We start from the raw sequence: 12,644 nt of genomic DNA, 5'->3' as shown, positions 1-12,644 counted from the left end.
TTCCTCCCCACTCCCAAGCTCTGTCTATACCCAGGAACGATGCCGGGCAATAAATTCATCATACAACTTCATCAATTTTGTATGTTGACATTATATTTTACAGGTTTTAGCCATAACGGACCTGTTGGAGGAGCGGGCTAGAATGGCGGGGCTGATCGATCCAGATCTTCTGTTTCCGGGGGACGAGCGCACACGGGCGCTTGCTCGCAGCCTCTATGCCGAGGTGCACGCGCTGCCGATCGTGAGCCCGCATGGGCACACCGATCCACGCTGGTATGCGCTTGACGAGCCGTTCCCGGATCCCGCGCAACTGCTGATCGTGCCGGATCACTATGTGTTCCGCATGCTGTTCAGCCAGGGCGTGAGGCTGGAAGACCTCGGTGTTCCGACGCTCGACGGCTCGCCGGTCGAAAAAGATGGCCGCGCGATCTGGCGGCGTTTCTCAGAGAACTATTATCTGTTTCGCGGGACGCCGACACGGCTCTGGTTCGACTATACGCTTTCCAATCTCTTCGGCATCGACGAGCTTCCGTCGGCCGCCAATTCCGACCGGCTCTACGACCGCATCGCCGAATGCCTGGCGAGCCCGGCCTATCGCCCTCGCGCGCTTTATGAACGCTTCAACATAGAAGTGATCTCCACGACCGACAGCGCACTGGATCCATTGGCCTGGCACGCAAAGATCCGCGAAAGCGGCTGGAAGGGACGGGTTGTCCCGGCCTATCGGCCGGATGCGGTCGTCGATCCGGATTTCGAGGGCTTTTCAGCCAATCTCGACAAACTCGGCGAGATCACCGGCGCCGATACCGGGACGTGGAAAGGCTACCTCGATGCGCATCGCGCCCGGCGCGGCTATTTTAAGGAATCCGGAGCGACCTCCACGGATCACGGCCATGCCACGGCGGAGACGGCCAATCTTTCGGAAGCAGAGGCCGCGGCCCTCTTCGGCAAGGTGCGCTCCGGCAAGGCGGATGCGGACGAGCGGCGGCTGTTCCGCGCTCAGATGCTGACCGAAATGGCGAAGATGAGCCTCGATGACGGGCTCGTCGTCCAGATTCATCCAGGCTCCTTCCGCAATCATTCGCCTGCCATCATGGCAAAGTTCGGCCGCGACAAGGGCTTCGACATTCCGACGCGCACGGATTACGTGACGGCGCTGAAGCCGCTGCTCGATGCCGTCGGGGTCGAGCCCGACCTAACCGTCATTCTCTTCACCCTCGACGAAACGAGCTATGCGCGCGAGCTGGCGCCGCTCGCCGGCGTCTATCCGGCATTGAGGCTCGGCCCCGCCTGGTGGTTCCACGACAGTCCGGAAGGCATGCGCCGCTTCCGCGAGATGACTACCGAGACGGCCGGTTTCTACAACACCGTCGGCTTCAACGACGACACCAGGGCGTTCCCGTCGATCCCCGCGCGCCACGACATCGCCCGCCGGGTCGACTGTGCCTTTCTCGCGCGACTTGTCGCGGAACAACGCCTCAGGGAGGAAGAGGCGTACGAGCTCGCTCGAGACCTTGCCTATGGCCTCGCAAAGAAGGCCTACCGGCTCTGATACATCAATCGTGCGAAACGGGAGGAAAGCATGAAAATTCTAGCCAAACTGGCGGCAGGTCTGTTGGTTGCCGCTTCATTCATGGCCACGGTGGCCAATGCCCAGACGGTGCTGCGCTCGTCCGACACGCATCCGGACGGCTATCCGACCGTCGAGGCGGTCAAGTATTTCGGTGAGCTGGTCAAGGAGCGTACCAGCGGCCGCTATGCCGTCGAGGTCTATCATTCCGCGCAGCTCGGTGAGGAGAAGGACACCATCGAGCAGGTGCGCTCCGGCGTCATCGAGCTGAACCGCGTTTCAATGGCACCCTTCAACGGCACGGTGAAGGAATCGATCGTTCCGGCGCTGCCCTATCTCTTCCGTTCGGAAGACCACATGCACAAGGTGATGGACGGCGCGATCGGCGACCAGATCAAGAAGGCCTTCGAAGGCGCCGGGCTGGTCGTGCTTGCCTACTACGACGCCGGCTCGCGTTCCTTCTACAACAAGCAGAAGCCGATCACTTCGGTCGCCGACATGAAAGGCCTCAAGTTCCGCGTCATCCAGTCCGACATCTTCGTCGACATGGTGGCCGCACTCGGGGCCAATGCCACGCCGATGCCCTACGGCGAAGTCTATTCGGCGATCGAGACGGGCGTCATCGACGGCGCGGAGAACAACTTCCCGAGCTACGATACCGCCAAGCATTTCGAGGTGGCCAAGAACTACTCGCTCGACGAGCACACCATTCTTCCGGAAGTGTTCGTGATGAACAAGGCCGCCTTCGATAAGCTGACCCCGGAAGACCAGGAGATCTTCAGGCAGGCAGCCAAGGACAGCGTCGCCAAGCAGCGCGAGCTCTGGACGGCCAAGGTCAACGAGTCGCGCGCGAAGGTCGAGGCGGCCGGCGCGAAGATCACCACGCCCGAGAAACAGGGTTTCATCGACGCGATGAAGCCGGTCTACGAAAAGCATGTCACGGACCGGGTCCTCAAAAAGATGGTCGAGGACGTCCAGGCGGTTCAGTGACAAGACCGACGGGCAGGCTGAACCCTGCCCGTCCCTTCGAAGGAATGAAGCCGTGTCTAACGGATTGGCAAAAACTGGCCGCGCACTGTCCTGGCTGAGCACGCTCTCGCTCTGGCTCGCGGGCGCCGGCCTCGTCGTGATGACGGCCATCGTCGCCTGGCAGGTGTTCTGCCGCTACGTGTTGAACGACTCGCCGAGCTGGACCGAGCCCGGCGCCGTCATGCTGATGAGCTGGTTCATCTTTCTCGGCGCCGCGGTCGGCGTGCGCGAAAACTACCATCTCGGATTCGACGTGCTTCTCTATGTGGTGCCGAAAGGCGGCAAGAAGTGGCTGCGCATGATCTCCGATCTGGTCGCCCTCGCCTTCGGCATCGGCATGATCTGGTACGGGATCGAGCTCGTCCGCCTCACCTCAGACACGATTCTGCCATCGCTGCAGATCTCCGGCGGCTGGAGCTACGTGCCGCTGGTCGCAGGTGGCGTCCTCATCAGTCTGTTTGCCCTGGAGCGCATCGTCCTGCGCCTTGCCGGCGAGCCGATCGACGACCTGCTCGACGAAATGCCGCCGGCTGAAGTTGCCGCCGAACTCGACACCGCGAACGTCAAGGCGTGACCAGATGGATATGATGATCCTCTTCGGCGTATTCACACTGCTGATGCTGATCGGCACGCCGATCGCCTTCTGCCTCGGCGTCGCGTCTTTCGCCACCGTGCTCTATCTCGGGCTGCCGCCGCTCGTCATTTTCCAACGGCTGAATTCCGGCATGAGCGTGTTTTCGCTGCTCGCCATTCCCTTCTTCATCTACGCCGGAGACCTGATGGTGCGCGGCGGCATCGCCCAGAAGATCGTCGCCTTCGCCGCCTCGCTGGTCGGGCATATCCGCGGCGGTCTGGGGCAAGTCAACATCGTCACCGCGACACTGTTCGGCGGCATTTCCGGCTCCGCAGTCGCGGAGGCCGCTGCGGTCGGCGGACTCATGATCCCGCAGATGAAGGAGCGCGGCTACGGCGCCGATTATGCCGTCAACGTCACCTCCATGGCGGCGTTGATCGCGCTGATGTTGCCGCCTTCGCACAACATGATCATCTATTCGATCTCGGCAGGGGGAAAGATCTCGATCGCGGATCTCTTCACCGCCGGCATCGTCCCCGGCCTGCTCTATGCGGCGGCGCTGATGGTCACCGCCTATTTCGTCGCGCGCAGCCGCGGCTATCCCACCGAGTCCTTCCCCGGCTTCGCCAGGGTCGGCCGCTTCCTGCTGATCTCGACCCCCGGCCTGCTGCTCATCGGCATCATCTTCGGCGGCGTTCGGTCGGGCGTGTTTACTGCGACCGAGAGCTCCTGCATCGCCGTCCTCTACGCCCTCGCGGTGACGGTCTTCGTCTACCGGCAGATGAGCTGGCAGGATTTCGTCCACGCCACCTTCGGCGCGGTGCGCACGACAGCCATGGTCCTGCTCATCATCGGCATGGCTGCCGCCTTCTCCTGGCTGATGGCGTTCCTCAAGGTGCCGGCGGCGCTGATCGACTGGATGAACACGATCTCCGAGAACCCGATCATCGTGCTCCTCCTGATCAACGTCCTGATGCTGTTCCTCGGCACCTTCATGGATATGGGGCCGACGATTATCATCTGCACCCCTATCTTCCTGCCGGTGGCGATGGCCTATGGTGTCGATCCGGTCCATTTCGGGGTCATCATGATCTTGAACTTCGGCATCGGCCTCAACACTCCTCCCGTCGGGGCCGTCCAATTCGTGGCCTGCGCGGTCGGAAGAATCTCCGTCTGGGAGGCGATGCGCAGCATCTGGCCCTTCTATCTGGCGGGGTTGATCGTTCTCGGGCTCGTCACCTATGTTCCGGCCCTTTCGCTCTGGCTACCGAGCGTATTCAAAGGGTGATGGCGTCATGGAATTCCTGGCCGAATTCAAGATCGAGCGCAAACCGAAGCTTTCCGAGCGCGTCGCAAGCGCGATCAGGCAGCAGGTTCTGAAGGGCGAAATTCCGCCCGGTGAGAAGCTGCCGACGGAGAGTCGGATGAGCGAGTTCTTCGGCGTCAGCCGCACCGTGGTCCGCGAGGCGATAGCCACTCTTGCCGCCGACGGCCTCGTCGAGGCGCGGCAGGGCGCAGGCGTCTTCGTCAAGGATCACCCGACGCTTGCCTTCGGCTCGATCAGCCTCGACGTCGGCAACAAGATCTCCCATGCCCTGAACGTGATCGAGGTGCGCATGGGGCTCGAGATCGAGAGTGCGGGTCTTGCGGCGCTTCGGCGCAACGCCGCCCAAGAGGCGCAGATCCAGGAGGCCTTTTTCGAATTCGACCGGCTGCTCGAGCGCGGCGAGGCGACCGGCAAGAGCGACTTCGCCTTCCACCGGGCGATCGCGGCCGCCACCAACAATCCCTATTACGTGGAGGTGCTCGACGCGCTCGGCACGCGGGCGATCCCCTGCGACATCGCCTCGCCCTGGGGTACCGACAGCGTGCTCTCGCGTGAATATCAGGAAAGCCTGCAGCGCGAGCATCTGGCAATCCTGAAGGCGATCTCCGCCAGCGACCCGGACGCTGCCCGTGCCGCCATGCGCGCGCACCTGACCGCCAGCCAGGAACGCTATCGCGCCCGGCTAAGCGGCCAGCAGGCCGAATGGGGCACCGACAGGCGCAGGGTCTGATCTTCTTTTCTTCAATCCGAGGACAGCCGATGACCGCAAGCCATATCGACTACACGATCCGCCATGCCGTCGACCCTACGGCGGCCGCGCGCATGGATACCGATGCGCTGCGTGCGAACTTCCACATCGGCGATCTGTTCCGGCCGGGCCGCATCGCGCTCACCTACAGCCATTACGACCGCATGATCGTCGGCGGCGCGATGCCGACCGACGCCCCTCTGCCGCTCGAGGCCATTCGTCCGACCGGCACGCCTCGCTTTCTCGACCGTCGCGAACTCATCGCCGTCAATATCGGTGGTGCGGGCCGCGTCGAGATCGGCACCGAGAGCTTCCGGCTCGAGTCGCGCGACATGATCTATGCGGGGATGGGAACGGAGGTTGCCTTCTCGTCCGAGGACCCGGCGGTCCCTGCCAAATTCTACCTGCTGAGTGCCCCCGCTCACCAGGCGCTGCCGAGCCGCCACATTCGCATCGGCGATGCCAAGCGCATCGACCTTGGCAGTGCAGCCACCTCGAACGAGCGCTCGATCTTCCAGTTCATCCACCCGGAAGGCGTGAAGACCTGCCAGCTCGTCGTCGGGATGACGCAGCTTGCCCCGGGCTCGGTCTGGAACACCATGCCCTGCCACGTGCACGACCGGCGCATGGAAGCCTATCTCTATTTCGACCTCGCCGACGGCGCTCGCGTTCTGCATCTGATGGGTGAGCCGACCGAAACGCGCCATATCGTCATGTCGAAAGAAGAGGCCGTGCTTTCGCCGCCGTGGTCCATCCATTCCGGCTGCGGAACCTCAAGCTACGCCTTCATCTGGGCCATGGCCGGGGACAATGTCGACTATACCGATGTGGAGATGGTGCCGATGGAGACGCTTCGATGAGCGTGCCGTCGGCCTTCAGCCTTGCCGGCCGCCGCATCGTCGTCACCGGTGCCAATACGGGAATCGGGCAGGGCGTTGCCGTCGCGATCGCCCGCGCCGGCGGCACGGTGATCGGCGTCGGCCGCTCCGCCATGGACGAGACCGATAAGAAAGTTGCCGAGGCTGGCGGAAGCTTCATTTCGGCCCGTGCCGATCTTTCGGACCGCCATGCGGCCCGCTCGCTCATTGACGAATTATGGAACGAGCAAGGTCCTCTGGACGGCCTCGTCAACAACGCCGGAATCATTCGCCGCGCCGACGCGGTGGATTTCACCGAAGCCGACTGGGACGACGTGATCGACGTCAACCTCAAATCCCTGTTCTTCCTCAGTCAAGGCTTTGGCCGCCGCGTGATTGCCGAGGAAAGACGGGGCAAGATCGTCAACATCGCTTCGCTGCTTTCCTTCCAGGGTGGTATACGCGTCGCCTCCTATACGGCGTCCAAGCACGGCGCTCTGGGCATTACCCGGCTTCTCGCCTGCGAATGGGCTGCCAGGGGCATCAACGTGAATGCGGTGGCGCCCGGCTATATCATCACCAACAATACCGAGGCGCTCCGCGCCGACGAGAAGCGAAGCGCCGCCATTCTCGAGCGAATTCCGGCGGGCCGCTGGGGCACGCCGGACGATATTGGCGACGCGGCGGTTTTCCTGCTCGCCGCGGCCTCGGACTACATGCATGGAGCCGTCATTCCGGTCGATGGCGGCTGGCTCGCGAGATGAGGAGACGATGATGGATGCGAAGCTTTTCGCCCGTGGCAATGAAGGTGAATGGGTCGATCTCGGACAGGGCAACCGGCGGCGGGTGATCCTGCATACAGACGAGCTGATGATGGTCGAATTCGCTTTCGAAAAAGACGGCATCGGCGCGCCGCACTCTCATCCGCACGTTCAGGCGAGTTACGTCGCGGAGGGCAAGTTCGAAGTCACTGTCGACGGTCATAGCGAAATTCTCTCGGCCGGCGACAGTTTCATCGCGCCCTCGAATGTGGTCCATGGCGTCAAGGCGCTGGAGGCAGGCCGCCTCATCGACAGCTTCACCCCGCACCGCGCCGATTTCTTGAAATAGGCGCCGAAGTGCGGCACCTCGTTGCCAGTGATGAACAGAGCATCTCTTCGCTGATCCGCCGTGCGCCGAACACCCAAACGCATTCGGGGCACGCTGTCTTCGGCGGCTGTTTTCATGCAGCGCTCCATGAGTCGTGCCGGGACGGGCCGGACACTTGCCTCTGCGGTACGGCTGCGGATGAGATGCTTGGCCGCATGGAGGCGCCTTCCTTTAGCCTAGCTACGTCCAGGCATCCTTATGCCGATCAAAATCTTCCTCCTCAGTATCTCCGGCGGCTTTGTCGGGACGACGGTCATATGGACGAACGGAGCGGCTTAAATCACCGCGATGACCCTGCCGGACGAGTCGAGGTGGCACCTGATTCGCGCCTGACGTATCTCGATGCCGCCTTGCCCCGCATAGTCTATGCGCACGGCGAGCGGGGCCGTAAGCGCGCCTCGGCGATTCCGGTGCAGAGGACCGGCGCTTGCCGCGCGCACACGCACGGCGCCAAAGGGTGACGCAGCCGACGCTATTGCCTGGCGGCAGACTCGAACTACGGCGCGTGCGGTACCCGAAATTGCTGCAGTTGGCGCCGGAAAACGTGAGGGATAGTCCCGACTGTCGTATTTGGCGCGCGTAGCTGACGGCCAAAGGTTGCGCGGCAGGACGACGGATGGTCGTGCGCCCTTTGAGGGAGCAATGCCGGCGGTCGTGCTGGCACCACCACCTACCAGTGAACCGGAGCCCGCGGCCGAACCTCGTAAAGCACCGCCGGGACCAGTGTGCGCTCCCGCTCCATTTGCTCCGCCTCCTCCGCCGCCGCGCGCGGAAGTCCGCGCCGAGGCGCCAGTCTTGCCGGCTCCCACACCGCCGACTTTGCCCCCGGCGCCAATGCCAGCATTCCTGCCGACCGAGGCCCCGGCTTTTGCTCCGCCCAATCCGCCGCCTCGCGCGGAAATCCCTACCGAGGCGCCATTCTTGCCAGCCCCCACACTGGCGCTGACCCCAATACCACCGGCTTTGGCACCGACGCTGAGGCCCAGAGCCGAAGTCGGCCCGATCGCAACTGCGATCAACAATGTGGTGGCAGCTAGATACGTGCGCATCCGTCCCTCATCTCTGGACAAAGCAAACCTCGAAAAATGCCTTTCCACCCTCCTTACCAGCGGCCAGGCGCCCGCGACCGCCTGGGCAGGAGCGCGTCGGGCAGCACAATCGTCACCGATCGAACGGCTGGCGTTGGCTTGCGGGCCTTCACCCTGCGAATCTCCCGCGACCCCGAATAACCGACCGATCGAGCACCTGTCCGTACAGTGGCCTTTGAACGTTCACTTGCGCGGTTGCCGGCGCGCGCCTTTGGTACATCCTCGGTATCCTCCATGCGGCGCTCAGTTCGGGCCTTGAGGCTTTGCTTTTTTTTGCGCGCCGCCGCCGGGTCGCGGCCATTCGCCCGATCGCTCTCGTCCTCCAACGCCGTACGCCGCGCCGCTAAGGCCCGGCTCAATTCCTCTTTTGCGAGGTCGCGTTCCCGCCGAGCGGTGTCGAGGTCGCGCGCGAGCGACCTTCCCTTCTCGAGTTCCAATGCGAGTGCTGCGCCAGCCCTCATTGCCGCAGCCTCTGCGACCTTTCGAGCTTGCACCGCGGCAGCCAGCTCTGCCGCGGCCAGCTTGGCCCGAGCCTCGGCGGCAGCGGTCGATTGGCGGGCTTCGGCGAGGTCGCGTTTGTAGGGCCCAAGCTTGAGCCGCTCCTCATCGAACGCCCGTTTCGCATCGGCCAGGGACACCTCCGCAGCGTGTCGTGCTCGCAGCGCAGCGGCCTTTGATCTCATCGCTCCAGCCGCTTTGGCCCTCAAATCTTCCATCTCGCGCAGAACTACTGTCAGGTCGCGGGCAAGGCCTTCGGCTCTTTGACGCTGCTCTTGCAGGGCTCGTTCACGTTCTGCCGTCGTCTCGGCAATTCTTCGCGCCTGCGCGCCTGCGTCGTCGGCAGCACGCCGCATAGCATCGAGGTCCCTTCTAGCCGCCGCCAGGTCCCGGCGGAGAATTTCCTCACGCTCACTACCGGCCATTTGCGCACTGTTCTTGATTGCGTCGAGATCCTCGCGCGCCGCGAGGAGTTCTTGCTCCAGTGCGGCGCTCTTGGCGCGTTCGCGGGCGGCTATCTCATCAGCCTCGTTGACCGCGGCTTCCGCAGCCTCCCTCGCTTGCACCGACGCGTTCGCTGCCTGCTCGAATTGAACGCTCATGGCCTTGAGATCGGCCCACGCAGCATTGAGCTCCTGCGTTAAGGTGGCGCTCAGTTGACGCTCCGCCGCGACACCCTGTTTGTACCGGAGCGCATCGTTTTGAGCGGCCTGACGCGCCGCACGCCCTTCTTGGCGAGCCGCTTCGAGCTCCATGCGGGCGGCCGCGAGGTCACGAAGCAAAGCTTCCACCCTGGACCGCTCGCGTTCCAGGGCTTGCGATAGCTCGGTCGCCGAAGGCTCTACCATGCGCGGTTGTTCCGCTGGCGGGCGCCGCTCGACATGCTTGGGCAATGACTGCTCTTCTGGTGCCGGCGTTGCTTGCTGGACAGCCTGGACGGGACTTTCCTCACTGCCGCTTCTGGCTTGCAAGCGGTCGGCTATCAGCTTCGCTGGTTCCCCCCCACGTAGACCCGCGGCTGGCAGGCGGCTGAGGTCGGGAATTTCGAGCGTCCCATCTGTCCCGATCATAAAAACGTCGTGAAGCGGCGCCGCCTCGGCTACGCCGCCAAACAACGCGTGCCATTCCGAGATGCGTATCTCCGCATCTTGCGGGGCAAATCTATCGTCCGTTGCCGACTGACTTATTGCGGGAGATCCAAGCAGCATAACGAGGCAGAATGGAATGAAGCAGAGGGTCGCACCAACCGACCTCTGGCGAGTGAGATACCACGGAACTGCCGTGGTTCGGCCGTCCCCACAGGGGAAAGCAGGGCTGTTGCACGTCGGACCGGACTTATGATCCCTGACGGATCCTCCGGCCAGCCGCGACTGCACGAAAGTTATGCGCGCACAGCGCTGATGATCCTCAAGCATACCGTTCAGTGTAGCACGGGGAGTTCGTAGCAGTGCGCTTCACAAAGGGTTAGGGGTATCCGCCAATTTGATTAATTCGTCCTCATTACCTGACCTGAGCCGACGTCGTGTTCGAGAGCCCGCAAAGAATGAGCGCATCGGCACCAGAACGTGCCCCGCAATAGGCGCTGACGTGCGCGGAAGCGACGATATCGTTCAAGCCGAACGCGGCGCTCCGCCCCCTATCAAACCCTAAGTAGCGTCTTGATTGCCCGGCGCTCGTCCATGGCGCGATAGCCTTCGGCGACGTCGGTCAGTGGCACCTCAAGATCGAAGACCCTGCCGGGGTTGATCTCCCGGTTCAGCACCAGTTCCATCAGATAGGGCAGGTAACGTCGTACCGGAGCGGGACCGCCCAACAGGTTTTTCTGGGCGAAGAACAGGTACTGGCCGTCCAGTTGCACCCCATGCGGCACCCCCACGAAGCCGATGTGACCGCCGGGTCGCGCGCAGTCGATCGCCTGCATCATCGATTCCTGCGTTCCCACGCATTCCAGCACCGACTCTGCGTCGACGCCGCCCGTCAGCTCCTTGATCCGGGCAACGCCTTCATCGCCGCAGCGGATATCACCTTTGCCGTGCAGAACAGTCGCAAGCATGTTTCAATTCCTTTCCATGGGATCAGGTGAGGTGCTCGATGCGAAGCGGAAACTTACCGCGCGTGAGCAAGGGTTCGATGCCGCCATCAAGGCGGCCAAGCCGGATGAGACCGCTCGAGTAACGATAGCCGGCGTAAAAGAACGCCAGATTGCCCCACGGAGCATAGTAGCAGAGGTCTCCCGGAGCTTCGTTGGCGAACGGCCCGCTGCCTTCCTCGGTGAGCTTTCGCGGCAGATAGGCGATCTTCTCGTTATTCGCATAGTCGTCGATCGTCAGATCGAGCGGAAGCATGGACGCGAAGTCGCGAGCTGATGGGTTGTCGTACAGCGTGGCGGTGAAGTCGTGACTGGCAAAGGCGATTCGTATCTTCATGTTCGTATCCTTCTGAGCCCATGCCAGACGCGGCATGACGGCCAGAGTGACAGCCGCCCCGACAAGGGCTCGGCGTGTGAACGCTGGCGATCGCTGCGTCATTTTGCATGCTCCCAATCGACCCAGGCGGCCGTGCCGGCCACGGCGGATCCAAGCAACAGCACGGCGGCGAAGGCGAACGAACTCCACCATCCTCCCCAATCGAACAGCAGGCCGCCGGCGGCCGCACCTATCGTGATAGCAAACTGGATGACGGCAACCTGGAGGCCGCCGCCGGCCTCCGCATCGTCACGCAGAACCCGGCTCAGCCAGGTTCCCCAACCGACCGGCGCCGCAGTTCCGAAAAAGCCCCACGCGATCAACAAGCCAGCGACCGAAAGCTTGGTGGAACCGAGCGCAATCAGCAGAAGGGCGATCGCGGCCATCACGAGCGGAATGAGAATCACGGCCAGGTAGAGGTGCGTCGAAAGCACCCGGCTGATGCTCCAGGTCCCCGCGACACCGGCCAGTCCCATCAGCAAAAGAACCACGGACAATGCGGTGACGGAATAGCCCGAGACCGACTCGAGGAACGGCCGAAGATAGGTGAACAGAGCAAACTGTCCCATGAACAGCAACAGGATCGCAGTCATGCCAAGAGCGACCTGTCGGCGTCCCAGAAGGCGAAAAACGTTGCCTCTTGCGCTGCGTCCGCGCGGCGGAAGGGATGGTATGTTCAACCATTGCCAGATGAGCGCAAGCAGCGCCAAAGGCACGACCAGAAAAAACGCGCCCCGCCACCCGACGTAATCACCCAGAAAGCTGCCAAGCGGTGCCGAGATCGTGGCGGCGATGGCGTTGCCGGCATTCAGCATAGCGAGCCCCTTCGGCACGTCTCTTTCCGGCAGAAGGCGAATGACGACGGCGGTGGACATCGACCAGAAGCCACCGATCGCGACACCGAGCAGCGCGCGCCCCGTCATCAGTGCAGCATGATTGGGCGCGAAGGTGACGATCAGACCGGAGACGATCAGCAGGAGCGAGAACGAGGACAGGACGATCTTGCGATCGATGTTCCGCGTGAGCCCGGCTATGGAGAGACTGGTCAGCACCGCGAACAGTCCCGAGATCGAGATCGCCTGTCCGGCCTGCCCCTCGCTCATGCCAAGGTCGCCGGCGATCGGCGTCAAGAGACTGACCGGCATGAACTCCGAAGCGATCAGGACCGCTACGCAAAGCGCCATGGACGCGACCGCCCCCCAAGCAGCAACGGGTTTGGTCAAAGTCTCATCGAATGTCGCCTGCACCATATATCTATCTTCCTTGAAGGCGAGGCCGGGAATTTGCCTCGCGCCTCCACGTATCAGACGCACATCGAGGGGATTAGTCGCCGCCATAA

At 62.9% G+C, this 12,644-nt stretch carries 12 protein-coding genes and 1 pseudogene; 8 read left to right on the top strand and 5 right to left on the bottom strand.

The window, feature by feature from the left end; all coding sequences use genetic code 11:
• Nucleotides 1–142: 142 nt before the first annotated feature.
• The 8 genes from uxaC to M728_RS24840 are packed head-to-tail and all read left to right on the top strand — an operon-like array spanning nucleotide 143 to nucleotide 7,215.
• Entirely contained in the window at nucleotides 143–1,552 is a 1,410-nt protein-coding gene (uxaC, locus tag M728_RS24875; protein WP_026621966.1) for a glucuronate isomerase, read from the top strand.
• 30 nt (nucleotides 1,553–1,582) lie between these two features.
• On the top strand, nucleotides 1,583–2,560 hold the full coding sequence (locus M728_RS24870; protein WP_026621965.1) for a TRAP transporter substrate-binding protein: 978 nt from the start codon (nucleotides 1,583–1,585) through the stop codon (nucleotides 2,558–2,560).
• A 52-nt stretch (nucleotides 2,561–2,612) separates the two neighbouring features.
• Nucleotides 2,613–3,173: a TRAP transporter small permease gene (locus M728_RS24865; RefSeq protein WP_026621964.1), complete on the top strand. Its 561-nt coding sequence runs from the start codon at nucleotides 2,613–2,615 to the stop codon at nucleotides 3,171–3,173.
• Between the two features lie 4 nt (nucleotides 3,174–3,177).
• On the top strand, nucleotides 3,178–4,461 hold the full coding sequence (locus M728_RS24860; protein ID WP_026621963.1) for a TRAP transporter large permease: 1,284 nt from the start codon (nucleotides 3,178–3,180) through the stop codon (nucleotides 4,459–4,461).
• Between the two features lie 7 nt (nucleotides 4,462–4,468).
• A complete protein-coding gene (locus tag M728_RS24855) occupies nucleotides 4,469–5,230 on the top strand; it encodes a FadR/GntR family transcriptional regulator (protein WP_026621962.1) in 762 nt (253 codons plus the stop codon).
• 29 nt (nucleotides 5,231–5,259) lie between these two features.
• A complete protein-coding gene (gene kduI, locus M728_RS24850; protein WP_026621961.1) occupies nucleotides 5,260–6,108 on the top strand; it encodes a 5-dehydro-4-deoxy-D-glucuronate isomerase in 849 nt (282 codons plus the stop codon).
• Nucleotides 6,105–6,869, top strand: coding sequence for a 2-dehydro-3-deoxy-D-gluconate 5-dehydrogenase KduD (gene kduD / locus M728_RS24845; RefSeq protein ID WP_026621960.1), 765 nt, complete (start codon nucleotides 6,105–6,107; stop codon nucleotides 6,867–6,869). Before kduI ends, kduD begins: the two co-directional genes overlap by 4 nt.
• 7 nt (nucleotides 6,870–6,876) lie before the next feature.
• Complete coding sequence (locus tag M728_RS24840; RefSeq protein ID WP_026621959.1) at nucleotides 6,877–7,215, top strand: cupin domain-containing protein; 339 nt, start codon at nucleotides 6,877–6,879, stop codon at nucleotides 7,213–7,215.
• A 314-nt stretch (nucleotides 7,216–7,529) separates the two neighbouring features.
• On the opposite strand, the gene M728_RS24835 is transcribed toward M728_RS24840, so the two are convergent.
• From M728_RS24835 to M728_RS24815, 5 genes and pseudogenes are all read right to left on the bottom strand, one after another.
• The gene (locus M728_RS24835; RefSeq protein WP_084044620.1) at nucleotides 7,530–8,303 is read right to left on the bottom strand and encodes a hypothetical protein; all 774 of its coding nucleotides are present in this window, start codon (nucleotides 8,301–8,303) and stop codon (nucleotides 7,530–7,532) included.
• Between the two features lie 53 nt (nucleotides 8,304–8,356).
• Nucleotides 8,357–9,955, bottom strand: coding sequence for a hypothetical protein (locus M728_RS24830; RefSeq protein ID WP_245269742.1), 1,599 nt, complete (start codon nucleotides 9,953–9,955; stop codon nucleotides 8,357–8,359).
• Between the two features lie 524 nt (nucleotides 9,956–10,479).
• Nucleotides 10,480–10,851, bottom strand: a pseudogene (locus M728_RS24825) (zinc-binding dehydrogenase); the annotation flags it as partial.
• A gap of 64 nt (nucleotides 10,852–10,915) precedes the next feature.
• A complete protein-coding gene (locus M728_RS24820) occupies nucleotides 10,916–11,368 on the bottom strand; it encodes a cyclophilin-like fold protein (RefSeq protein WP_198023412.1) in 453 nt (150 codons plus the stop codon).
• On the bottom strand, nucleotides 11,365–12,555 hold the full coding sequence (locus tag M728_RS24815) for an MFS transporter (RefSeq protein WP_026621955.1): 1,191 nt from the start codon (nucleotides 12,553–12,555) through the stop codon (nucleotides 11,365–11,367). The genes M728_RS24820 and M728_RS24815 overlap by 4 nt, the downstream gene beginning before the upstream one ends.
• Between the last annotated feature and the right edge of the window lie 89 nt (nucleotides 12,556–12,644).

Source organism: Ensifer sp. WSM1721, from assembly GCF_000513895.2.
Classification (GTDB): domain Bacteria; phylum Pseudomonadota; class Alphaproteobacteria; order Rhizobiales; family Rhizobiaceae; genus Sinorhizobium.
Note: the sequence above shows the minus strand (reverse complement) of the source record. Positions and strands in the feature narration are given on the sequence as shown.